Annotated in this window: 14 protein-coding genes and 4 pseudogenes; 8 read left to right on the top strand and 10 right to left on the bottom strand. The window is 37.3% G+C overall.

Annotated elements, in window-relative coordinates; genetic code table 11:
* The first annotated feature begins 170 nt into the window (after positions 1-170).
* Positions 171-1,385 carry a replication protein A gene (locus tag P4S61_RS22005; RefSeq protein WP_145239015.1) on the top strand — a complete coding sequence of 405 codons (1,215 nt, stop codon included), beginning with the start codon at positions 171-173 and terminating at the stop codon, positions 1,383-1,385.
* Positions 1,386-1,442: 57 nt separating this feature from the next.
* On the opposite strand, the gene P4S61_RS22000 is transcribed toward P4S61_RS22005, so the two are convergent.
* On the bottom strand, positions 1,443-2,318 hold the full coding sequence (locus P4S61_RS22000; protein ID WP_337119203.1) for a DNA replication terminus site-binding protein: 876 nt from the start codon (positions 2,316-2,318) through the stop codon (positions 1,443-1,445).
* Positions 2,319-3,598: 1,280 nt separating this feature from the next.
* Between P4S61_RS22000 and P4S61_RS21995 the strand changes: the two genes are divergently transcribed.
* On the top strand, positions 3,599-4,948 hold the full coding sequence (locus tag P4S61_RS21995) for a class II 3-deoxy-7-phosphoheptulonate synthase (RefSeq protein WP_145239021.1): 1,350 nt from the start codon (positions 3,599-3,601) through the stop codon (positions 4,946-4,948).
* Positions 4,949-5,042: 94 nt separating this feature from the next.
* On the opposite strand, the pseudogene P4S61_RS21990 reads toward P4S61_RS21995, so the two are convergent.
* A pseudogene (locus P4S61_RS21990) lies at positions 5,043-5,784 on the bottom strand (pyruvate, water dikinase regulatory protein).
* A 220-nt stretch (positions 5,785-6,004) separates the two neighbouring features.
* Here P4S61_RS21990 and ppsA point away from each other — a divergent pair.
* Positions 6,005-8,380 carry a phosphoenolpyruvate synthase gene (gene ppsA, locus P4S61_RS21985; protein WP_149980298.1) on the top strand — a complete coding sequence of 792 codons (2,376 nt, stop codon included), beginning with the start codon at positions 6,005-6,007 and terminating at the stop codon, positions 8,378-8,380.
* Positions 8,381-8,457: 77 nt separating this feature from the next.
* On the opposite strand, the gene P4S61_RS21980 is transcribed toward ppsA, so the two are convergent.
* On the bottom strand, positions 8,458-8,667 hold the full coding sequence (locus tag P4S61_RS21980) for a PGPGW domain-containing protein (RefSeq protein WP_145239030.1): 210 nt from the start codon (positions 8,665-8,667) through the stop codon (positions 8,458-8,460).
* A gap of 149 nt (positions 8,668-8,816) precedes the next feature.
* Between P4S61_RS21980 and ydiJ the strand changes: the two are divergent.
* Positions 8,817-11,873 (top strand): annotated as a pseudogene (gene ydiJ, locus P4S61_RS21975) (D-2-hydroxyglutarate dehydrogenase YdiJ).
* Positions 11,874-11,928: 55 nt separating this feature from the next.
* Here ydiJ and P4S61_RS21970 read toward each other — a convergent pair.
* Together P4S61_RS21970 and P4S61_RS21965 are read right to left on the bottom strand one after the other, a co-directional pair.
* Positions 11,929-13,119, bottom strand: coding sequence for a cation:proton antiporter (locus P4S61_RS21970; protein ID WP_182819638.1), 1,191 nt, complete (start codon positions 13,117-13,119; stop codon positions 11,929-11,931).
* On the bottom strand, positions 13,120-14,331 hold the full coding sequence (locus P4S61_RS21965) for a tyrosine-type recombinase/integrase (RefSeq protein WP_149980295.1): 1,212 nt from the start codon (positions 14,329-14,331) through the stop codon (positions 13,120-13,122).
* 142 nt (positions 14,332-14,473) lie between these two features.
* On the opposite strand from P4S61_RS21965, the gene P4S61_RS21960 reads away from it, so the two are divergent.
* Both P4S61_RS21960 and P4S61_RS21955 read left to right on the top strand, forming a co-directional pair.
* Positions 14,474-15,037 (top strand): YSC84-related protein, encoded by a 564-nt coding sequence (locus tag P4S61_RS21960; RefSeq protein WP_145239042.1) that lies wholly within the window; start codon positions 14,474-14,476, stop codon positions 15,035-15,037.
* A gap of 711 nt (positions 15,038-15,748) precedes the next feature.
* Positions 15,749-16,393 carry a DUF4238 domain-containing protein gene (locus P4S61_RS21955; protein WP_337119202.1) on the top strand — a complete coding sequence of 215 codons (645 nt, stop codon included), beginning with the start codon at positions 15,749-15,751 and terminating at the stop codon, positions 16,391-16,393.
* A 263-nt stretch (positions 16,394-16,656) separates the two neighbouring features.
* Here P4S61_RS21955 and P4S61_RS21950 read toward each other — a convergent pair whose 3' ends face one another.
* Together P4S61_RS21950 and P4S61_RS21945 are read right to left on the bottom strand one after the other, a co-directional pair.
* Complete coding sequence (locus tag P4S61_RS21950; RefSeq protein ID WP_337119201.1) at positions 16,657-17,703, bottom strand: patatin-like phospholipase family protein; 1,047 nt, start codon at positions 17,701-17,703, stop codon at positions 16,657-16,659.
* A gap of 73 nt (positions 17,704-17,776) precedes the next feature.
* Positions 17,777-19,182 (bottom strand): annotated as a pseudogene (locus P4S61_RS21945) (alanine/glycine:cation symporter family protein).
* A gap of 296 nt (positions 19,183-19,478) precedes the next feature.
* On the opposite strand from P4S61_RS21945, the gene P4S61_RS21940 reads away from it, so the two are divergent.
* Both P4S61_RS21940 and P4S61_RS21935 read left to right on the top strand, forming a co-directional pair.
* Positions 19,479-20,126 (top strand): helix-turn-helix domain-containing protein, encoded by a 648-nt coding sequence (locus P4S61_RS21940; protein ID WP_259401935.1) that lies wholly within the window; start codon positions 19,479-19,481, stop codon positions 20,124-20,126.
* A 50-nt stretch (positions 20,127-20,176) separates the two neighbouring features.
* A complete protein-coding gene (locus tag P4S61_RS21935) occupies positions 20,177-21,043 on the top strand; it encodes a DMT family transporter (protein WP_182819669.1) in 867 nt (288 codons plus the stop codon).
* Positions 21,044-21,126: 83 nt separating this feature from the next.
* Here the strand turns inward: P4S61_RS21935 and P4S61_RS21930 are convergent.
* The 3 genes and pseudogenes from P4S61_RS21930 to P4S61_RS21920 all read right to left on the bottom strand — a co-directional run bounded on the left by P4S61_RS21930 (position 21,127) and on the right by P4S61_RS21920 (position 24,358).
* Positions 21,127-22,106: pseudogene (locus P4S61_RS21930) on the bottom strand (patatin-like phospholipase family protein).
* Between the two features lie 239 nt (positions 22,107-22,345).
* Entirely contained in the window at positions 22,346-23,341 is a 996-nt protein-coding gene (locus P4S61_RS21925; RefSeq protein WP_337119200.1) for an LLM class flavin-dependent oxidoreductase, read from the bottom strand.
* A 258-nt stretch (positions 23,342-23,599) separates the two neighbouring features.
* Complete coding sequence (locus P4S61_RS21920; RefSeq protein ID WP_337119199.1) at positions 23,600-24,358, bottom strand: rhamnogalacturonan acetylesterase; 759 nt, start codon at positions 24,356-24,358, stop codon at positions 23,600-23,602.
* Between the last annotated feature and the right edge of the window lie 32 nt (positions 24,359-24,390).

Below are 24,390 nucleotides of genomic sequence, written 5' to 3'. Positions count from 1 at the left end.
GTGTTAGTAAAAAACTGATCTGAAAATCAAGATCATTAAGGTTACTTAGTAAAATAGTGATCTGAACATATATTTTAATCCCAGATCAGTTTTGTACTAACTTAAACATTTAACTTTTTCTGTTTAATGTGTTGTTATTAGCTGTCGCAATAAAATTGGAAATAAGAACAATGAACCGAAAGGTCAACATCTCGGTAGATAACTTACCCGATACATTACGGGGTCAGATCCACGGGGTGGAAAGTGCAATAGATAACGAAAGCCTCGCATTATTTACAGACAATAAAGATGTGCGAGTTTCATTAGAAAATGCAGCGCATGGACTAAGGGCCTATTCGAATACTTTTAATCATTATGATTTGTGGGGACGTTTTGTTCGCTCAGGCCATAAAAAATTACCACTCGAAGAAGCGCCTAAAAAAACCATTATTACTCGAAAAATATCCGAAAAAGTGGATGGCATTTTGTATGATGGTGAAATTAAAATTACTCCAGCGGTAGTAAGTACCCGTAAAGACGGTGAAGATGTTGAATATTTAGTTTGGCCATCAGATCGTGAAGAAAAAGTAGAACGTGCATTAATCCGTTTAGCTTCTAAAGGTAAAATTGTTAAAATCAATTTTAAGTCCGGTATTCAATATGCCGTGGTTTTTTCGATGAACGAATTAGCGCAAGAACTTAAAGCTGTTGGGCAATCAATGCCTTACCCACAAATCAAAGAAGCATTAGAAGCACTGCAAGGTTCTAAGCTATCGTTTAAGTATTCAGCGACAGATACTAAAAATACCAATATTGATGATTCATTTTACGAATCAAATATGAACTTTCTTTCTTCTTTGCACTTTAGTGGTAAAAAAGGGCAGGGCGGTAATGTTAAATGTGTTGCGTGCTTGAATGCGTTTGTCCATAACATGATCGATAACCTTGAATACAAAGGTTACTATTTCAATAGCGCGCAAGAATTAAAGCGCGGATTATCTCGCTGGATGATGTTGCGTCTTTATCATCTTTGGCGCTATGCGGCACCAGGAAAAACATATCATTTTAGATTGTTATCTATCATGGAAAAATATGGCTCAATCTATTCAACTGACGATATCACTGAAAATAAATTAAAAGCATTGCGTCGTGATATGACCACTACGATGAAAGATCTTATCGAAAAAGGTGCTATTTCAGAATATAGCATTACTAATGTTAAAGATGATAAAACTGGCAACATTGTCGATTATACATACGAGATGCATCCTTCAGATCAGTTTTGTGATGAAATACTTACTTTGAATAAGCATAACAAACGTATTGAAATTCAAGGTGGTAAACGCATAGTTGAAAATGCAGTTTTAATCGACGAAGATAAAATTGAAGAAATAGTTAAAGATTAACTTACCGCTTAAGCTTATTCTGACTAAGGCCGCTATATAGCGGCCTTTTTAACATAATTATTTATCAACTTGTTCCAAATATAATCTATCAACAAGAAAATCATACTCTCGTTTACGCGGATGGCTTTGTGGTTTTTGATAATCTGATAACGTACCTAGTTTTACATCCGGTTCAGGGTTTATCAAAATAAAAGGTAGTGCGGCACTAACATGATAACGATTTTGCGCGGTGTATCTCACATTTACTTGTGGGCTAACGCGGGTGGGGCGTCTTATTCGTAACTTATCTTTATCTCCTAAACTAGCGACACGTAATTGTTCTTGAGCAACGAGTGTTTGCCAACTGAGTTGATCTATCATTCTAGGATTGGAATAACCGGCTGATTTTTCGAGCATGGCTAGTGCCATCTTTTTTGTCAGTGTTTTAGTCGCGTGTTTGTGCATCCAGGTAAAACGAACTGAAAAAGGGGAGTTTACTTCAAAATGAATTTTACGGTACGCGGCGAGTGTTATTAAATTTGGTATCGCATTATGAACCGCTTCAAAGCGAGCATCATTATTATCAATGGCTAGAATACATTCTTTAAATGCAGCTTTAGCTTTATTTAATTGTTGAATTCGAGCAACAAGTTGTTTTTGATCCGCATTTTTTATTACCAGTAACCCAGGGTGACGTTTTAAAACACGACTACTTAAGCCTGATTTTTTATAGATATCGTTAAATGAATTTAAAATCAACTTTTGGCCCGTAGCACCTGTAATTTTCGTAACATTGATCGATTGAGGGACTATCTTTTCATCGTTACTATCAATATCAGGCAATTGATAATAATCAGCCTTTGAATAATCGCATTGCATTAAATCATCAATAAAGTGATTAGTTAAATCACTAAGTAAATCGAACTGACTGCGAATTTGTACTTTAGCTACCATAAGAACACATCATACAATATAGATGATAATAGTCTACCATAGCCGCAGTTAAACTAAAAACAAAGCAGCGCAGAATCACCTGTTTATTTATTGTTTAATTTTACCTGATGCTAAGTATATATTATAAATTAATAAAAGTATGATGTGTTCTTTGTTCTTTGTAAGGACCTTATAACGGATAGGTTAATAGTTTTTCTAACTTAAAAGTTCGATCATCTCTAAATAAGTATGTTTAAATATTGCCTTTAAGCTGATGATTAAGTACATCATGTTGCTGCAATTGTATAATCTCCGATGCTATAGAGGTATTTACCTCAAGTATAAGTTGTGTAATTAAAGGGTGAGGACTAACTCTATTGTAGTTTTCAGTTGCCAATGGATACTGGTATATCAATGCAACAATTTACGGGAGCTTATTGATGTGACCAATTCTATAAATTACTCATAGGCACACTATTTCAATTTTGCTTCAGGGGATTATCTAATTTGAAACAGCTTACAAATTATCAGTCGTGCAGTTGCAGTGAGTAAGTTTATGGCTGTGAGCACAAAAACAAACTGCGCTTACAGACTTTATAACCATGAAGCTTAAGTAATCGTCGATATAGTTAAAGAGCTGAACTACAGTGATAACAAGCTGCTAAACCTACCTAGTTTAAGCCAGGCATTATAAAAATGTTGTATGAACGCTGAGAAATAGGCCAATAAGATGTATAGGAGTTGGAGTCAAACCAGCGCTCGAATTTTACAATTACATACTATTGCCTTAATTTAATTGCAGTGTCATTCATGCTTGAATTGACAACTATCAGTAATTTGAGATAAGTGCCAACATGAATCAAACAAGGTAGTTACAAGCGGCATCAGGCAAACTGAATTTCATTTAATTTAGGTATACCTCTTTATTACCCAGCACCCTTAGCACATATTTTAAACTTCAGCCATTTGATATAAAAAATAATCCAATCTCAACTGTAAAGTTAAGGTTACATAGCATTGCAATTCAAGTATGATGTGTTCTTATTTTCAGTTGTAGAGTAGGCACTTAATTTATTTACTAAGGTCTCGCTGTATTATTTAATTTTATGTTTTATATTAATAAGTTAAACAATACCCTGTGCATATTTTAAAAAATAAAAAGGTGGCAGAACAGTGCAAATCATCAATAATATTTATCTCATAACTAAATAATTGATAATTAGCGAATATAGTCCTTGAACAGGGGGACTGCATACGTTAATTTTCATCTATCAGGTAAATGTAGGAATGAGGAAATTAATATGCAGTCGTGGAACCCAAATAGCTGGAGAGAGCTCCCAATACTTCAGCAGCCACAGTATCCAGATCAAGAAGCGCTGAAAACTGTTGAAGGCCAATTAAAGAGTGCACCGCCACTGGTCTTCGCAGAAGAGACCCGTAGTTTATTTAAACAACTAGAAGACGTTTGTGAAGGCCGTGCCTTCTTACTTCAAGGTGGTGATTGTGCTGAATCATTTAGTGACTTTAATGCCGCTAATATTCGTGACACATTTAAAACAATATTACAGATGGCAGTCGTACTAACTTATGGCGGTAAATGCCCTGTAGTTAAGATTGCGCGCATGGCAGGGCAATATGCTAAACCACGCTCAGCAGATTTAGAAACCATTGATGGGGTATCTTTACCTTCATACCGTGGTGATATCGTAAATAATTTTGAGTTCACTGAACAAGCGCGTATTCCCGATCCACAACGCTTAATGACGGCTTATCATCACAGTGCAGCAACATTAAATTTATTACGCGCATTTGCACAAGGTGGACTTGCAGATTTACATCAGGTAAATCGCTGGAACATGGGTTTTGTTGCCGCAAACCCACTTAAAGAAAAATACCAACAACTTGCGGATAAGATTCAAGATGCGCTTGAGTTTATGGAAGTGTGCGGTATTAACTCAACAATTGCTCCAAGCCTTAAAGAGACTGATTTATACACCTCTCATGAAGCCTTATTACTGGGGTATGAAGAAGCGCTTACTCGCCGTGATCATCTATCTGGCGATTGGTATGACTGCTCAGCACATTTTGTTTGGATTGGTGAACGTACTCGCCAACTTGATCATGCACATATCGAATTCTTTAAAGGTATTAAAAATCCAATTGGGGTAAAAGTTGGCCCAGGAATGGATCCTGACGACTTAATTCGTTTAATTGATGCGCTTAATCCAGATAACATCCCAGGGCGCTTAACATTAATTACACGTATGGGTGCTGATGTACTTCCTGAAAAGTTGCCGGCCTTAGTACGTCGCGTTCAACAAGAAGGCCGTAAAGTAATTTGGAGTTCTGATCCAATGCACGGGAATACTGAAAAAGCGACATCAGGGTATAAAACCCGAAGCTTTGACAATATTTTGCGTGAGATCAGCCAGTTCTTCGCAGTTCATAAAGCTGAGGGCTCGTATGCAGGTGGTGTTCATTTAGAAATGACTGGCCAACATGTTACTGAGTGTACTGGTGGTGCTTACGGATTATCTGATGACGATCTAGCACAGCGTTATCGCACACAGTGTGACCCACGTTTAAATGCTGATCAGGTATTAGAACTTGGCTTCTTAGTTGCAGATTTATTAAAAGACGCGCGTAAGTAGAGTTAGTCCAAAAAATCAAAAGCCGCAGATGCGGCTTTTTTAATGTCCGATATTATTTTTATACCTTGTGGAACTATAATTAGCTATATTGAAGTTAGTACTTACGTCGCTCAAGGTTAGTATCAGAAATGATCTTAGCGGAAATTTCTTCTACAGAGTGATGGGTCGAATTTAAATACGCCAGCTTATGTTTTTTATACAGCATTTCAACTTCGCGTACTTCGATTCGACATTGCTTAAGTGATGCGTATTTTGAATTAGCCATACGGCGTTGGCGAATATCAGCCAACCTGACTGGATCAATCGTTAAACCAAACAGCTTATGCTTATAGGCTACTAAGCACTGTGGTAAGTTACCCGAATCTAAATCTTCTTCAGTGATAGGGTAATTAGCTGCTTTAATACCATACTGTAGCGCTAAATATAAACTAGTTGGCGTTTTACCACTGCGGCTTACGCCGACCAAAATTATATCGGCTTCAGCATAGTTACTAATATTAGCGCCGTCATCATTAGTAAGCGCATAGTTCACGGCATCAATTCTAAAGTCATAACTTTTTTCATGCATTGAATGAGTACGATGAATTTTAGGCACCGGCGCTACTTTTAGTTCTTGCTCAATTTTCTCACTAAATGTAGTTAAGAAATCATAAGTAACGGCGGTCGATGAGCGAATAATTTCACTTAAATTGTGATTAACAAAAGTAAAAAACCAATGGTTTTTCGCCTTCGCGTTGTGCCGTTGCATTGATCAATGCTTTTATTTCGTTCGCTTTTTTTTCAGTTTCAACAAAAGGGATAGTTTTATGATTAAATTCAACGGGAAATAATGACAAAGTGGCGTGGCCAAATACTTCAGAAGTGATAGCTGTACCGTCAGAAATATAAAATGCAGTTCTCATATTAACCTTTTTATTACGTTTAATAGTTAAAATAGCCACCCTACGGTTTACGTAAGGTCTATTGCCAGTGTAGAATGAAGGTGACCTTTTTAGAAGGTTTTCTTTCTTAACTCTCACAGTTATTACTACAATTTGTTTTTTTGGAGAAAGATCCGTGCAAGAATACGTTCTCTGGTATCAAGAGCTTGGTATGCAAGATGTTCCTCGTGTTGGCGGCAAAAATGCCTCACTCGGCGAAATGATTTCTAACCTAGCAAACGCTGGTGTACAAGTCCCAGGTGGTTTTGCTACTACCGCAGACGCATTTAATGAGTTTCTTGAGCAATCAGGACTAAATGCAAAGATCCACGACATTTTAGACACACTGGACGTGGAAGATGTAAATACACTAGCAAAAGTCGGCGCTGATATTCGTCAGTGGATTATCGACACCCCATTCCAACCTAATTTAGACCAAGCCATTCGCGACGCATACAGCCAACTCCACGGCAATGCAGCAGACGATGTTTCATTCGCAGTACGTTCATCAGCAACAGCTGAAGATATGCCTGATGCATCATTCGCAGGTCAACAAGAAACCTTCCTAAATGTACGTGGTATCGACTCAGTAATGGTCGCCATCAAGCATGTGTTCGCATCGCTTTTCAATGACCGTGCCATTTCATACCGTGTTCACCAGGGTTATGATCATCGCGGCGTAGCATTATCTGCGGGTATTCAACGCATGGTACGTTCTGATAAGTCATCGTCTGGCGTTATGTTCAGTATTGATACTGAATCAGGTTTCGAAGATGTGGTGTTTATCACCTCAAGTTATGGTCTAGGTGAAATGGTTGTACAGGGCGCAGTAAACCCTGATGAATTTTATGTTCATAAACCAACACTTGCTAAAGGTAAGCCATCTGTAGTGCGCCGTAATATTGGCTCAAAAGCGATTCAAATGATTTACTCTGCCGATCAAGCGCATGGTAAACAAGTAGAAATCGTAGATGTAGATGCAGCCCTTTCAAATAAATTCTCAATTACCGATGCCGAAGTTCAAGAGCTTGCAAAGCAAGCTGTGATCATCGAAAAACATTATGGCCGCGCGATGGATATCGAGTGGGCAAAAGACGGTAATGACGGCAAGCTATACATTGTACAAGCTCGCCCTGAAACAGTTCGTTCAAACGAAGATACGAATGTTATGGAGCGTTTTCAACTAAATGGCAGCAGTGCTGTTGTCGTTGAAGGACGTGCCATCGGTCATAAAATTGGCTCAGGTGTTGTTCGTGTACTTGATTCGATTAAAGAAATGGATCAAGTTCAACAAGGTGACATTTTAGTAACCGACATGACTGATCCAGATTGGGAACCTATCATGAAACGTGCTGCAGCGATTGTAACTAATCGTGGTGGTCGTACATGTCACGCGGCAATCATTGCCCGTGAGTTAGGTATTCCAGCAGTTGTAGGCTGTGGTAATGCAACTGACCTAATTAAAGCAGGCCAAGAAGTAACCGTATCATGTGCTGAAGGCGACACTGGCTTTATTTATGAAGGTATTTTAGATTTTGAAATCCTCACTTCACGTGTCGATAAAATGCCTGAACTACCAATGAAAATCATGATGAACGTTGGTAACCCAGATCGTGCATTTGATTTTGCACGCTTACCACACTCAGGTGTTGGTCTTGCGCGCGTTGAATTTATTATCAACCGTATGATTGGTGTGCATCCTAAAGCATTGCTAAATTTTGATGCTCAAACAGATGAGTTAAAAGCTGAAATCACACAGATGATTGCAGGTTATGAATCACCGGTTGAATTCTATATTGCTAAATTAGTTGAAGGTATTTCGACCTTAGGCTGTGCATTTGCACCAGAGCGTGTAATTGTTCGTATGTCTGATTTTAAATCAAATGAATATGCTAACTTAGTTGGCGGACAACAATACGAGCCTGAAGAAGAAAACCCAATGATTGGTTTCCGTGGCGCAGCACGTTATATTTCGGAAGATTTCCGTGACTGTTTCGCACTAGAGTGTGAAGCAATCAAACGTGTTCGTAACGACATGGATATGGCCAACATTGAAATCATGATCCCATTCGTACGTACCCTTGAAGAAGGTAAACGTGTTATTGAATTACTTGAAGAGCATGGCCTTAAACGTGGCGAAAATGGCTTAAAAGTAATCATGATGTGTGAACTTCCATCAAATGCATTACTTGCTGATGAATTTTTAGAACATTTTGATGGCTTTTCAATCGGTTCAAACGATTTAACGCAACTTACACTTGGTTTAGACCGTGACTCAGGATTAATTGCCCATTTATTTGATGAGCGTAACCCTGCAATCAAAAAACTACTTTCTATGGCAATTCAAACTGCCAAAGCAAAAGGAAAGTATGTTGGTATTTGTGGTCAAGGTCCATCAGATCATGAAGACTTTGCTGCGTGGTTAGTAGAGCAGGGCATTGATTCTGTTTCACTAAACCCAGATACAGTACTTGAAACTTGGTTATACCTTGCTAAAAAATTAGCAAAATAATCGTTAAAGTATAAAAAATGCCAGCGTTATTGCTGGCATTTTTGTTTACTCAATATGTTATAGCCTATTTATAACTTTTATCGGGCTAACTTCTTATCTAAGAACGCGCAAGATTTTGTCAGCGCTTTTTGGCAAATTGCTAAATAATGGCGTGCTTTAGGGTAATAAAAAGAGAAACACATAAGCCCTGCAATAAAAAAGATCAAAGAAGGGCCTGGTACAATAGCAAAAAATAATCCCAGCAACATAAATAAACTGCCGACTAAAACTAATACACATTTTTTCATTTCAATTCCCTCGCAATTAAGCATCTACTATGAGTATAAGTAATCACAGTCTTTTTACGATAAAAAGAGTGTTACAAACTGTAAAATCTTCAATTTCTATTGCTCTTTAGCATGATATAATCGAACAAATGCCTTAATTTACTACCGTCATGATAGCAACTATTAGCCAACAAGATGCCGCGACCGATTTAGTCGCAAGTTACTTAAAAACTATAATTAAACAAGGGTTTACTGGCGACACTGATGCAAGCTATGCCACTCGTATAACTGCATCAACTGATAACAGTATTTACCAGCAGTTACCGCAAAGTGTTATTTTTCCTAAAACTGAAAAAGATATTCAAATTGCTCTGCAAACTGCTGCACAAGACCCTTATCTATCGCTGACTTTTGGACCTCGCGGCGGTGGTACAGGCACCAACGGTCAATCATTAACTCCTGGATCGTAGTCGATTTATCACGTTATATGCGAGAAATCCTCGAAATTAATCCTGAAGAAGGTTGGGTTAGAGTGCAAACGGGCGTGATTAAAGATCAACTAAATGATTTTTTACGCCCTTATGGATTTTTCTTTGCACCTGATTTATCAACGAGTAATCGCGCAACAATCGGCGGAATGGTTAATACCGATGCATCAGGACAAGGCTCACTGGTGTATGGTAAAACTAGCGATCATGTTTTAGGACTTACCACTTATTTAGTCGATGGCACACAAATGTCAACGACACCAATTGACATTGATAAAGCCAAACTAATTGCCGAACAAAACACTACAATCGGTAAACTGTACGCAACAGTGCTTGATATTTGTTTGTCTGAGCGGGATGCAATTTTAGCCAAGTTTCCACGTTTAAATCGCTTTTTAACCGGATATGACCTAGAACATGTGCTAAGTGAAGACTTACAAACCTTTGATATGAGTAGGCTAATAACTGGCTCAGAAGGTTCGCTTGGTATTGTTACTGAGGCTAAATTAAACATCACTCCTATTGCTGAATTCAAAACCTTAATCAACATCAAGTATGATAGCTTTGATTCGGCACTGCGTCATTCACCGTTTTTGGTCGATGCTCGTGCTACCTCAGTTGAAACCGTTGACAGCAAAGTTTTAAATCTTGCACGTGAAGATATAATTTGGCATTCAGTATCGGACTTAATAACCGATGTGCCAAATAAGGATATGCAAGGGCTTAACATGGTTGAGTTTAATGCTGTATCGCCTGATGACATAAAAGACAAAGTTGAATCGCTATGTGCATTACTCGATGATTGCGTTGCACAACAAAAAAATGGCGTAATTGGTTATCAACTTACCAGCAGTAAGGCTGATATTTTAAAAATTTATGCCATGCGTAAGAAATCAGTTGGCTTGTTAGGTAATGTTAAAGGCGCACAAAAACCTTTGGCGTTTGCTGAAGACACCGCCGTACCACCTGAGAATCTTGCAGATTATATTGTTGAATTTAGAGCTTTGCTCGATAGCCATAATTTACAATATGGCATGTTTGGTCATGTTGATGCCGGTGTATTACATGTTAGACCGGCACTTGATATGTGTGATCCCGAACAAGAAAAAATTACTGCGAGTGATCTCTGATGAAGTTGTTAAACTCACAGCTAAATACGGTGGTTTAATGTGGGGCGAGCACGGCAAAGGGTATAGAAGTGAATATGGCCCTGAGTTTTTTGGTGAGCATTTATTTAAGCAATTACGACTTATAAAATCAGCTTTTGATCCTAACAATAGGATTAATCCCGGTAAAATATGTACTCCAATTGAAAGTAAGGACTCACTAGTTAGCGTTGACGATCAAAAGCGTTCGTGGTTCGACAGACAAATTTCGGTTGATGTTAAAACTAGTTTTAATAATGCAATGACATGCAATGGTAATGGTATTTGCTTTAACTATGATGAAAACTCTCCAATGTGCCCATCATATAAAGTAACCGGTGATCGTCGTAATTCACCTAAAGGTCGCGCAAGTTTAATGCGCGAATGGTTACGATTACAAGAAGCAAAAGAGATTGATTTAATTGAGGTTGAAAAAGAACTTAATAAAGGTGAAGTGATCACCTGGTGGGAACGTTTTCAACATAGCCGCGATAAAAAGAAAGGCGTATATGATTTTTCTCATGAAGTTAAAGCCTCAATGGATGAGTGTTTAGCGTGTAAAGCATGTACCACAGCGTGCCCAATAAAAGTTGATGTACTGACTTTTAGATCACGTTTTTTAAATTATTATCACAGTTACTACGCGCGCCCACTTAAAGATTATCTAGTCGGTAATATTGAAGCCAGTGCACCATTAATGGCCAAATTTTCAAATGTAATAAATCCAATTGTAAAAACTAAATTAGTCAGCTCATTAATAAAAAAATCTGTTGGCTATGTTGATACACCCGTGCTTAGTTCACCACGTTTAACAAAACGAATTAATAAAACGCACGAATTTAATTTTGCACAACTTTCAGGCTTATCTCCCGAGCAACAAAGTGAGTATGTACTAATTGTGCAAGATCCGTTTACCAGTTTTTATGAAGCTGAGCTGGTAGAAAGTTTTATAAAAATAATTTCCGCACTAGGCAAGAAGCCAATACTGTTACCGTTTAAGCCAAATGGAAAACCGCAACACGTTAAAGGTTTTTTAAATGAATTTAAGATCACAGCAAAAAATGCAGCAACATTTTTAAATTCATTATCTGAAATAAATGCACCACTTGTAGGTTTAGATGCATCATTAGTAATGTGTTATCGGGATGAATATAATTCTATTTTAGGTGATGAACGTGGTGAATTTGAAGTGCTACTTGCTCATGAATGGTTAGCAACACAATCTTTTAAATCATTAGCTAACAAAGTTGATAGCAATATAACATTTACGTTAGTAAGTCATTGTACTGAAACAACCGCATTACCAAAAGCGGCGAATGTATGGCAAACAATTTTTACTGACTTAGGCCTAAAACTTAATACAACAGCAACAGGGTGTTGCGGTATGGCAGGTACATATGGCCATGAAGCGCAAAACCAAAAAAACTCTCGAGCATTATATGAAATGAGTTGGCAAGGTGTTGTAGAGAAAAATAAACCTGAGCAATTATTAGCAACCGGTTTTTCTTGTCGTAGCCAAGTTAAACGCTATGAAAAATTCAAACCAAAACACCCAATAGAACTACTAGCAGATAAGCTAAGCAATAACATTTAATATAAAAATGCCGCACGCTTTTAAAAAGGATTGCGGCATTTTTTATATCGTTTTTTTATTTTAAATAACTATCAGCAATAGGCTTGGTGCTCATACCATGAATAAAAACACTAAATAAAATAGTTGTCATAGCAATCGTAGCTATAAGGTATTTATTTTCGATGCCGCTATCGATCACCATTAAAGTAAATACAATAGATGCTAAGCCTCTCGGGCCAAACCAAGCAAAAGTAAAACGTTCTTTCATTTTTAATTTAGTAAATTGTAATGACAACATCACAGGGATAATTCGAATAAGCGTTGTACTCAGTAGTGCAAATACAGTAAGTGCCCATGATAATTCTGGCAAAACTAAATAGCTGCATACAAAACCAAATAAACACCAGATCAACAAACCAGTAAAGTCCGCGATGTGTTCACTATCTTCAACGAGTTTTAAGCGTAAAGCCTGATCGGTAAATCTATCAAAAATTAATCCAGCAACAAACACCGCAATAAAACCACTGCTATGCAAACTTTGTGCGATTGAAAAAATGGCCATTGCCATACCAACCACTAAAAATGGGCTACTATTATTTGAAAAATAATGACGTTGCATGGCAAATTTAATCGAGGGAATGATCAATCCCATTGCAGCAACTGCAACCAGAATAGCCACACCTAATTCACGCGCAAAAACAATGACCGTATCAAAAACCGAAAATGTAGATGCAGGCTCTTTTGCTAACAACATCAAGACTAAAAATATTGGCACACATAAACCATCGTTTAAACCACTTTCAGTATTGATCCCTTCACGAATTTTTTCAGGCACCGCGCTGCTATTTAATAATCCTTTACTAAGCGCTGCATCTGTCGGCGTTAATATTATTGCAACTAGTGCAGCTTGAATAAGTGTCAGCTGGGTAAACATTAAACTCGCAATAATAATTCCAGCAAACAAAGTAAGTGGTAAAGCAATAAAAAGTAATAGGCTAGGGTATTGAAAACTGTGTTTTAAAACCATCAGTTTGGTTTTTGCCGCATCAGTAAATAAAAATATGCTCAGTGTTAATTCTATTAAAGGTAATAAGTGATCTAAGTCTCTGGTTAAATATGCCGTTTTACTTGGTAGCATAAACCCGATCAACGCACCGATAATAACAAAAAACATAGGTCCGGTAATTTCAGCTCGCTCTAATTGATGCATAGATAATGAATAAATTAAAAAGGCTAAACCCACTGCAGCTAATACAACATATTCCATTTAGATTTTCCTTTTAAGTCCAGATTTTGCTCGTTCTTTGATATTTGTCTGAATATATATTTGATCGGTGGTGGCAATTTTTGCATGTCCTAAATCTTCTGATAAATGTTTTAAAGGGCGAGTTTGTGCATCATGCGTAGCACCAGTATGTCTGAGCCAATGCGCTGTTGCCGATTCTAGTTGCTCGGCATCATCAGTAAAGCCATCATCAAGTAAAGATTGTTTGGCTAAATCAAAACTTTGTTGAACTAAGCGACGAATTTGTCGAACGGTCATTCCGCCTTGACCACGAATTTTATGCACCAATGGATCAGATTCATCAACGCGGGGCAGGGCTGGTAAACCTCGGTACAACCTATAACGTTTTAAATAAGTTACAAAATCTTCACTGAGTGTGACATCACGTAATTTATTTCCTTTACCCATAATTCTTAAAAACCAAAAGCCATCATTATCTTGCCAAAAATGAGACATAACAGGCGACCATTGTGGTCGCTCTGATAGTTCAGAGATCCGTAAATAAAGACCTTTTAAACACGCTAAGGTAAATAAATTTCTTTCAAGATCAGGTTGTTGCTCACACTTATCACGTGTGACACCAAATACATATTCCCATTGAATATCACTCAAGGTATCAGGAATTTTTATTTGTGATTGCACAACTAAATAAGGGCTATTCTTTTTTACAACCGGTACAAAGTTAGCAAAGGTTTTTTCTTCTAAAATAGCAAACTTGTAAAATACATTTAAAGCAGTAAACATGGCAGCTAATGTTTGTTGGCTAGCAATAGATTCTTTGAGCATAAAAGGGCGCCAATTTTCGTTTAATCTACGGATCCCTTGCTCATCTTTATAGCGCCATTGCACTGAAGTCATCGCCCAGCTTTTATCGGGTTCGACCATAAAATCGACATAGGCTTCTATGTCTTCACGTTTTAATTCAAATACTGATTTTTCTGCGACTAACCAAGACCATAGGTAAAAGCGTTCGAGTTCGTTACGAAAACGATTATAGGTCGCTTCTGATTTTCGACCATAAACATATAAAAATTGATACAAAAATACTAATTCTTGCTTAGATTCAGCGACAGTCAAGCCAACTTGCTGTATAAAGGTGGCAAGTTCTGGGTATTCTGATTGCATTGTATCATCTTCAAGATGGGCAATTTGATACCGTAATTGTTTTAATGTATCGACCAAAGCAACAAGCATAATATAGTTATTTCTAATAAAATAAAGTAGTTACAGTTTAACTTTAAAGTCCGATACTGTCTAGTATTGGACTTAGTGAATGATTATATTGTTAAGCTGATCAGATAATATCAAAGCAATGTTGCTGGTTTAAGGAAGGCATATGAAAAAGTTAATAGTTTTAAGTTTAGTTGCACTAACATTAGTCCTGTCTGGTTGTGCTACAACAGGTAGTGCTTCTCCAACTGAAAAGCGTAATCTAGTGCAAAATATGCGAGCAGATACACTCAGTAAATTATACAAAGAAAAACCAGATGTTAAAGAGCAAATTAAAAATGCCGCTGGTTATGCAGTATTTGATAATGCTAATGTTAATGTTGTTTTAGCCAGCTTTGGTGGCGGCTATGGTGTGGTTAAAAATAATTTGACGGGTAAATCCACTTATATGAATATGGGTGAAGCTGGTTTAGGACTTGGTTTAGGTGTTAAAGACTTTAACGTTGTAATGGTTTTTCATAATCAAGCTGCGTTAAATCGTTTTATTGAAAATGGTTGGGCCTTCGGTGGCAATGCCGATGCAGCGGCAAAATACCAAGATAAAGGCGGTGCACTTGTTGCCGAAGCCATTGCAGATCAAGTAACTGTTTATTCATTAACCGAAAATGGCCTTGCATTACAAGCCGTACTAAAAGGCACTAAATTTTGGGTAGATTCAGAGCTAAATTAAGACCTCAAAACCCTTCTAAAAGTGGGCTAGTTCGTATGATTACGCCCACTTTAATTTATTTCAGCCTATTTAACATAACGTAATTTATGGGGCGTCAGCTATCAGCTATCAGCTATCAGCTATCAGCTATCAGCTATCAGCTATCAGCTATCAGCTATCAGCTATCAGCTATCAGCTATCAGCCAAAAATAACTTACAGCTTAAATTTTTCAATTAGTTTTAATTCAAATTTTTTATAGCTATACTTTTATCAAACGCGTCAGCTAAAGCAAATTTAAATAATTTATCTAGGCTATTTTCTCCTACTCGCCCATGGGCAGATTATAGAATTTGATATCACGACAACAAAATGACTACGCCTTGGGGTATAGTAAAACCATCTGATTTACAGTTAGTACACCGATATAAATGTTCTGCTAAGAAATCAGAGCAAATGTACCAAAACCTCAAAAGACAGACATCTACACAAGATAAGTATTTATTTGAATTACAGAACCAATTACTAGATATTGTTGGTGATATTTCAGAAAAGACAGGAAGTTAATTTTGCTAGAATCTAAAAAATTAGTACCAAAAAAATCATCATTTTGTTTGGCGGCGTTACCTAGAAAATTGGCAGGTTGATAATAAATTAGCTTACTTTGCTACTAAAAAACATATTGCAGCAACTGAAACCGCACTTGGAGTAGCTAAGCAAGATTTTTTTATAAATTGGAACATATTGAAAATTATGAAGATCTATATATTAAGATCATTCTTAAGTTTATATCTGATTCTAATTACGAGATAAACCTTCATTACTACAATTCGTTTAAAGCTGCTTTAAAACAATCCGATAGTGTTAATAACTGGAAAATTAACCTTTTAGAGAATTATCATTCTAAAATAGAGGGTAAAATGCTTAAAGTTTTGCCTCAACTAAGTAATGGTGATTTTAATATCCTTGAAAACTCAGATTACTTTAAAGATTTTATGAATTTTCTTGGTCATCAGGCAACTAGGACTAAAGATTTAAAAGATAGTAGTTTTTCTAAGTTAAATTTGTGGCCTAGATTTTCTTTAAATGAGAATTTTAGAGATGAAAAAGATATTGACATTCTATTGAGTGTATTTAGAAAACACTGGTGGTTTTTTAGTTTTGTCTTTGGGCAAAATTACGCTCTTAATCTCTTAACAAATTGTAATATCGATATTCATATCCCATTAATTAACTCTTCAGACATTTCATTTATTACTTCTGATTCACCAGTAGTAAGTCTTAAAAGTATTACTGGTAATGGTAAAGATCTCTATTTTCCAATCTCACCAAAGTTTGGGTATGTAATCTTACGTGATATAAACACTAAATTTTTTTAATGAGTTATGTACAACAGAAGATGTAAAATTATTTAACCCATTAATTGTTCAAAATTCACATCAAACTTATTTTGCAGATTCAGAATCTTCTATAAATGAATACAGAAAGTTATTTATGAAAACTCAGTAGTGCCATTATATCTTATTGCTAACATTGTAAATAATTGATAAAAAGGACTTTCGCCCTTTCCTTTAATATTACGTACGATAATTTATGGATTATTAACTACGACTCATAAAACTACATTACTTGATAGATTAGATCATTCAATTATTTTCAGCTCAACATTTTCACTATTGAGTTTTTTATCAAAATCATCGGCTAATTTTTCAGTCTCGCTAAATACTGTTCGCCAATATTTTATACGTGTATCCGAATCGAGATCTGTAAAGTCGTTTCTGTCGGGGATTTTTCCGTAAGGTAAGCTGGCGATGAATTTTTTAGAGGGAGTGATCATTACTACGTTATCGTAATTTTTAGCGGCGACTTTACGTTTTAAACTTTTATCAAACCACCCTGCTTTTGGATCTGAATTGAAATGTGGATATAGAATAAGTCCAGGATTGTTAATTTTAAAATCAAAGTGGTAATCAACAATACCACCATCGCGATACATGCCTGCAGGCGCGCCGGCAATATTTTTTATACCTTGCATTACCAGCGGTATTGATCCCGATGCCAGTAACGCATCTTTTAAATTGTCAGTGGTTAAATCTATATGTGTGGTTTTAAATTTATAACTGTCTTTAACTGCCAATTCACTGTTGGGCGCTTGAAAAATAACGCGTTCGTATTGGGTTGTTAAAAATCGTCTGTTTACACGATTGCTTAAATAGCTTTTGGTAAGTCCGAGTAACTGCAATGCTTTTAGTTCACTCGCTACTAAGCCATTGGATTTTGCGACAATAAAATGCGCTTTAAATACGGGGTTATTTATAATTTCGGTGACACCGTTATCGCCAAACACATCTTCGAGTAGTGCGCGGGCTTTAGTGGTAATTTCATTAGGAGTGGGTTTATTACTAGAATATCGGGTTTGCGAATACGATTTTGCTAAGCGTTCAATGGCCGCAACGGGATCGTTTTGTGAAAAACATGCAGATCTGAATGCTCCAGCCGATGATCCAATTAAATTGAGTTGCGATGATCGGTTTTTAAAAAACTCACCAAAAATATACTTATCTAAACCAAATAAAGTAAACCATTTAGGGCCACCGGATGCACCTAAAAAGGCATTAAAAAGGTCGGGTTTAAAACCTTGTTCTGTAATTATTTTTGCCGCAGTTTTACCTGCATATATATCAATCATAAAAATACTTAATCATTTTCAACAACCAGTAAGGTGAATACTTATGCAAAAAACCTCGCGACAATAGTCATGTTTAGTGCCAAATACCCTGCTCGGTTTTACCTTGAATGAGCACATTTTTTGCATTAAATTCAGGCTCAATACCTTCAGCTCGTTGCCTATTATAATCGTCTGTGACATTTAAAATAGTCGGGGTGAGCAGTATTATGGCAATTACATTGACAACTGTCATCAAGCCAAGAGCAATATCGGCTAAATCCCATACTTCTTTTAATGTGGCAGACGCCCCCACATCATCATTGATAGATATAAAAATGTGTAAATGCCGCGCCCTACTTTATTATCGAGCTTAAATAAATGTAGGTTACTTTCGGCGTAAGCGTAATTAGCCACTACCGAGGTAAAGGCAAATAAAGTAATGGCTGCTGCTACAAAGTACACGCCCCCTTGTGCTAAATGTGCGGTCATTGCCGCTTGTGTTAAGCGAATGCCTGCCATCTCACCACTGATATCAATATCAGCCAATAAGATAATCACAGCGGTACAACTACACAATACTATAGTATCAAAAAACACCCCAAGCATTTGAATATACCCTTGCGTTACTGGGTGATTTGGAATGGGTGACGCACTTGCTGATGCATGCGGTACACTGCCTGCGCCAGCCTCGTTTGAATACAAGCCACGTTGAATACCGTTTTTGATTGCCGCGCCCATTGCGCCTGCACCGGCTTCTTGCAGCCCAAAAGCAGATAAGAATATATCCTTCAACATAGCAGGTACTTGGGTGAAGTTAATCAAGGTAATAATCACAGCTGCCAGTACAAATACAATGCCCATCACCGGCACTACTCGCTCAGCAAAGCGGGCAATAGCTTTAAAGCCACCGAGTATAATAGAGCCTGCAAGCAGAGTTATGACTATGCCTGAATATAAGGTTGGAATTTCAAAAGCGAAATTAAGCGCATCAGTAATGGTGTTGGTTTGCATCGCGCTAAAAGTAAAGCCATAACCTAAGAACAAACACAACGCAAACGCGATAGCGAGACTACGGCTGCCTATTCCTTGTTGAATATAATAAGCGGGGCCACCTCTAAATTCGCCTTGGCTATCGCGTACTTTATACACTTGGCCAAGTACGCTTTCTGCAAAACCAGTCGCCATGCCCAGTATGGCAATCACCCACATCCAAAATATGGCGCCACTGCCTCCTAATGATATCGCAACAGCAACACCTGCTAAATTACCAGTTCCAACCCGCGCACTTAATCCGGTGCACAGTGCTTGAAACGAACTAATGTCGTTTTTATTGCATTTGCTACTGCCTTTGAGAAGGCTGAACATGTGTTTAAATTTAAAAATTTGAATCAGTTTTAAGCGTACTGAAAACCAAATACCTGTAAACAGTAAAATGTAGATCAGTATTTGTCCTTCACCCCAAAGCAGGTTATTTATACTGCCTACGATTAAATCAAACATGTTTGCCCTTGTTATTATTTTTCAACACGAAGTAGAATACATATGCTGAATTTAAGAATATTTAGTTAGCAATACTTTATCGTGCTGTTATAAATTAGCAAGTATTGAGTGTATTAAAATAACAAAAAGTTATTTACAACACCCTACAACTCCCTTCATGATTGTTTGTCAGTAGCAATTATTAAATTTAATAGATGAATAGCTTATCGATTCGATACTACACACGAAAAATCCACAGCCACCAGCACCACTATCACCAACTTGTTTTACCACTTTGTGGCTATATAGAACTTGAAATGAATAATTTCGCGGCGCCTGTTGGTGTTGGTCAATGTGTTGTGATCCCTAAAAATACTCTACATGCGTTTAAATCAGATGAAAATGCACGTTTTATAGTGGCCGATTTATTAGAGCTCCCAAATAACTTAACGACGATGAATGCCCCCTGTTTCAGTATTGACGATAAATTAATGAGCTATCTAAGTTTTACCCAAAAGCAGTTGCAAGGTGTAACTAACATAGATGAAGCAGCGTTATGTTTTAATTTATTTTTGGTGTTACTCAGGCAACAAACTACCAATGCGACTATTGATCCGCGGATAAATAACGTTTTGTTATTAATAAAAAAAGATTTATCGATAGACTATACATTGAATGATATGGCAGCGGTTGCATATTTAAGTGTTACTCAATTCAAAGCGGTTTTTAAGCAATGTATGCACACCAGCCCGGTTAAACATCACACGCAATTAAGAATGGAACATGCGCGTTCCTTACTTTGTTACTCTGATTTACCTATAGCAGTCATTGGTGAACAGGTTGGTTATAACGACCCATCAGCTTTTAGTCGCGCCTTCACTTGCTACTTCAAACAATCCCCCACGAGACTTAAAAAAGCAGCTTTAACGTCAACAATATCGCCTTTTAAGCACAGTGTTAGATAGTAAAATTGATAAACTACCTTTATCAATTAATTTTTAATTAAATGTTTGCTATGTCTACAATTTTCGGCGTATTAGCTATTTTTTTATGGGGTGCATTAGCACTGTTGGGTAATTTAACTAAAGCATTACCGGCTTTTCAATTACTATTTATGTGCTTCTTTGTGTCGTTCTTATTGCTGTTTATTAAACGGCTTGTTACCAAGCAGCCTTTGTTAGCTCTGCCGACACTTGGTAAGGCGCAAACAATTATTGGTATAGTTGGCTTATTTGGTTTTCATTTTTGTTATTTTATGGCACTTAAATATGCACCATTGATTGAAGTTAGCCTGATTGTATATTTATGGCCATTGTTATTGGGTGTTTTTGTCGCACGGTCTGAAAACAAAATAAATGCGATTATAGGCGGGCTGGTTAGTTTTATAGGGATCGTGTTTTTAATTAGTGATGGCAGTGGTTTTACTATCAATAGCCAGTACTTTTTAGGCTACCTATTTGCTGCGAGTTGTGCGCTATTATGGTCGAGTTATTCATTGTTCATGACTCGCTTTGATAATCACGTTGATGATATTGGTTGGCTTTCTCTTTATGTAGCTATTTTGGCCTTATTGGCACATATATATTTTGAACAAACAGTCACGCGTTTTTCATTAACGCAGACTGTAGGTATTTTTTTGTTAGGGTTAGGACCTGTCGGTGGCGCATTTTACTTATGGGACATCGCTTTAAAAAGAGGTAATAAAACGTTACTTGCCTCTTTGAGTTTTTTAACACCGTTACTTTCTACCGTGTTACTGGTTATGGCTCAACAAATACATTTTTCATGGGCAATTTTAATTGCATTGGCATTTGTTTTAATTGGCGCAGCGATCAGTAATTATAAATGCAGGCCTCGGAGCGTTAATGCGAGCCATTTATGACTCGCTTATTAATTACAAACTAACAACACCGGATACTTATCCAACTCACATACAACTGATCGGAATAAATTCATCAACACCAATTAGTTAGCCACAGCAACAGGGTGGGTATTGTTTGCTGGGTATTGCTCAGTAAAATAGTTATTACCTGCCAATAAACCTAATTTATAATCATGACGTAGATCACTGGTTGAACTACCAAGTAATTTGCTCGAAAGCTTTTGGTTTGCAAAAATTTGTATTATTTCTACATCTTTCGGAGGATTGGCAATAAATGCTAACTCATCCTCATACGCTTGTTCGTGTTGTAATAAGTAATCTAAGGTTTTTGGGCAATATCCTGATGCACAAACAAACGCTTTTAACTTGTTCACCCATGCCGATTGCGCTTGAAAGTCTTGATCAACTGTGCGGATCACCACAATTTTACGTGCACCACGATTGTAGGCTTCGCGCACTGGTAGTGGCGCAGCAAGGCCACCATCTAGGTAAAAGTCTGACTCAGCGTGTACGTCGGTTTTATCTATTTCATTAGCAGCTAATGCATTTAACCATGGCGTGAGTTTTACACCTTGTTTATATAAAAATGGCAGTCACTCGACGCTTTCAATAGATCTCGCCATTGCTGGCCTTCACCGGTTGGTGATAAAAAATAAGGTTTTCGATCACGGGCATTAGTGGCGGTAATAAGTAACTGTCGTTCACCCAAGCTTGCTTTTGCAGTTTTAAAATCAAGTGCTCTGTTAACTTCGGTAGTTTTATCAAAGTACCAGTCTAAGTCGACTATATGTTTACCAACTAAACCACGGCCTAATTGAAAAAATCGTTTGTGACGCGAAAGCCCTCTTATTAAGCGTTTGGCATACCCTTTTTGGCGAGCTAAATAGCTAGTAAGGTTTTGTGAACCTGCTGAAGTACCAATAAATAAATCGAATGGGTCATATTCATGTTCAAGCCATGCATCGAGTACACCTGCGGTGAAGATCCCTCGTTGCCCACCACCTTCCGCGATCAATGCTGTTTTATCGAAAGTATTTGTGATTTTGGGGTCTTGAGGTTTCAAAATATGCCTTCCTTTGTAATTAATTTACTGGTTTATACCTTCATTTTAATGTGTTTAAATCAAACGTTAAAATTGATTATATAAATCGAATTGATTATAAAAACAGAACACAAGCTTAAATAAGATTAGTGCTGTGTTTTGCACTTTTAAGTAGAGTTCAGAAACTAGTAAACTTTGTGTATTAGCTAGTTTCTGTATTGTAACGGGAGTTAAGTGTACCTTAGCTTAATTTTCAGAGGTTATGCTTTTATTGACCGTAAAATCTCCAACGCGTGATGACGGTCGCTACTTTGGTAAAGATCATTGGTAAAAATGAACTCATCGACACCAAGCTCTTTGACTATCATATTTAGCTTATGAGCAATGGTCACAGGACTCCCTACCACAGATAATCCTAAAAAGTTTTCAACTTGAGCCTGCTCTTGCTCATTCCATAATCCAGCCATGCTTTTAACGGGAGCTTTTAGCCATAAAGGATCACCACGTAACAGTGCTAAGATACGCTGTTTTGACGTGGTTGCTAAAAACTGTGCATGTTCATCGCTATCTGCTGCAACAATCGGTAAGCCAAGCATTACATACGGTTTGTCTAACACATCAGAAGGTTGAAATTCACGGCGGTATAAAGCGATTGCATCATAAACAAAACGCGGTGCAAAGTGGCCAGCAAACACATAAGGGAGGCCTTTTTTAGCAGCTAGTTGCGCACTATATAAACTGGAACCAAGTAACCAAATAGGTACATTGGTATTCTCGCCAGGAATAGCGCGAACAGGGTGACTACCATCGTAAGGGCCTAATAAAGTTTGCAGTTCAGTAACTTCATCGGCAAAGTTTTCAGCGCGTCGTTCATCCTGGCGCAGAGCACGGCTGGTTATATGATCGCTACCTGGTGCGCGACCTAAACCTAAATCAATACGCCCTGGGTATAAACTCTCTAACGTGCCGTATTGCTCTGCAACAATCAGTGGCGGGTGATTTGGTAACATAACGCCACCAGCACCCACTCGTATAGTTTTAGTTTGCCCTGCTATGTGGCCAATTAATACAGAGGTTGCCGCGCAGACAATTCCCGGCATATTATGATGTTCAGCCATCCAAAATCGGTTAAAACCGAGTTCATCAGCTTTTTGTGCATAAGCGACACTATTTGCAAGAGTACTTGAGACGGTGGCACCTTCTTTCATTGGGCTAAGCTCAAGTAAAGAAAACGGTATTGCAGATAACCCAGACATGCGTACTCCTCATTGCCTTTAATTAAGTGATAAAGATAATCAAAATAATTTAACCATCATTACATTAATGGGTCTGTTGGGGGGTAATTCAATCATTAATTTTAGCTAATCAATTAATCCAGTCGATTAAGCTAAGTGCACAAAAGTTATTGCATTGAATGTATTTACATCCATCCAATGCAATAACACTACACTAAATAAACTACATACGTTATTAGCTACATCATGCTTAACCGAAACATTTATAGATAATTACTTTTATTTTAAATGTTTTGGATCAGGTATGCGTAATTGTTTAACGAGTGGGTGATTTATTTTTTTCATTTCAGTTAATACTAATTGAGCAACTTCTCGAGCACCAAGTTCATTGAAATGGGTATTGTCTTCTACGCCCATAGGGTAATTTGGATGTAAGTTAGGTGCTATATGCATAAAACGTAAGCGTGAGTTGATCCCACCAAGCTTTTGGAAATACTGTTGGGTCACTCGTTCCATGTCAATAAAATCGACCCCTGTCTGTTTAGCTACATCTCTTACTATATCAGCGTAAATAGGATGGGTGTCCTTGATCTGACCTTTTTCATCAAAATAACGACGCGTTACCAGGGTCATCAGTAATGGCTGTGCCTGCTTTGCTCTTACTTCAGCAATAAAATTAACTAGGTTTTGCTTATATTGCTCTGGTGTAGTGTAGCGGTCTACTTTCTGTTTTGACTGATCGTTATGACCAAATTGAATGATCACAAAATCATCTTTATTAAGTTCATTTATAATGCCCGCCCACAAGCCTTCACTGATAAAGGTACGTGTACTACGACCATTTTTAGCACGATTTTTAACGTCGATGCTGTCATTAAAAAAGATACTAAAGGGCATTCCCCAACCTGTTTCAGGGTAATCCTTCACTTCTTTAATTGACATGGTTGAATCCCCTGCCATAAAAAGCTGAACTTTAGTAGTTGCTGACATACTTGAAAAACTCACCATGATAAATATTGCTGCTATTAATTTTCCCATTCTACTCGCTCTTTATTGTTTTTAAAAAATCA

The organism is Pseudoalteromonas sp. B160, from assembly GCF_037162485.1.
In the GTDB taxonomy this organism is placed as follows: domain Bacteria; phylum Pseudomonadota; class Gammaproteobacteria; order Enterobacterales; family Alteromonadaceae; genus Pseudoalteromonas; species Pseudoalteromonas rhizosphaerae.
The sequence above is the reverse complement of the archived record's forward strand: the minus strand, read 5'-3'. Positions and strand labels throughout refer to the sequence as shown.

What these genes read in the sequence shown, in the direction of transcription:
- P4S61_RS21925 (WP_337119200.1), bottom strand. Translation starts at nt 23,341, where the DNA reads ATGTCTGGGTTATCTGCAATACCGTTTTCTTTACTTGAGCTTAGCCCA.
- P4S61_RS22000 (WP_337119203.1), bottom strand. Translation starts at nt 2,318, where the DNA reads ATGGTAGCTAAAGTACAAATTCGCAGTCAGTTCGATTTACTTAGTGAT.
- P4S61_RS21920 (WP_337119199.1), bottom strand. Translation starts at nt 24,358, where the DNA reads ATGGGAAAATTAATAGCAGCAATATTTATCATGGTGAGTTTTTCAAGT.
- P4S61_RS21950 (WP_337119201.1), bottom strand. Translation starts at nt 17,703, where the DNA reads ATGATTGATATATATGCAGGTAAAACTGCGGCAAAAATAATTACAGAA.
- P4S61_RS21935 (WP_182819669.1), top strand. Translation starts at nt 20,177, where the DNA reads ATGTCTACAATTTTCGGCGTATTAGCTATTTTTTTATGGGGTGCATTA.
- P4S61_RS21940 (WP_259401935.1), top strand. Translation starts at nt 19,479, where the DNA reads ATGAATAATTTCGCGGCGCCTGTTGGTGTTGGTCAATGTGTTGTGATC.
- P4S61_RS21970 (WP_182819638.1), bottom strand. Translation starts at nt 13,119, where the DNA reads ATGGAATATGTTGTATTAGCTGCAGTGGGTTTAGCCTTTTTAATTTAT.
- P4S61_RS22005 (WP_145239015.1), top strand. Translation starts at nt 171, where the DNA reads ATGAACCGAAAGGTCAACATCTCGGTAGATAACTTACCCGATACATTA.
- P4S61_RS21995 (WP_145239021.1), top strand. Translation starts at nt 3,599, where the DNA reads ATGCAGTCGTGGAACCCAAATAGCTGGAGAGAGCTCCCAATACTTCAG.
- P4S61_RS21965 (WP_149980295.1), bottom strand. Translation starts at nt 14,331, where the DNA reads ATGCTTGTTGCTTTGGTCGATACATTAAAACAATTACGGTATCAAATT.
- P4S61_RS21980 (WP_145239030.1), bottom strand. Translation starts at nt 8,667, where the DNA reads ATGAAAAAATGTGTATTAGTTTTAGTCGGCAGTTTATTTATGTTGCTG.
- P4S61_RS21960 (WP_145239042.1), top strand. Translation starts at nt 14,474, where the DNA reads ATGAAAAAGTTAATAGTTTTAAGTTTAGTTGCACTAACATTAGTCCTG.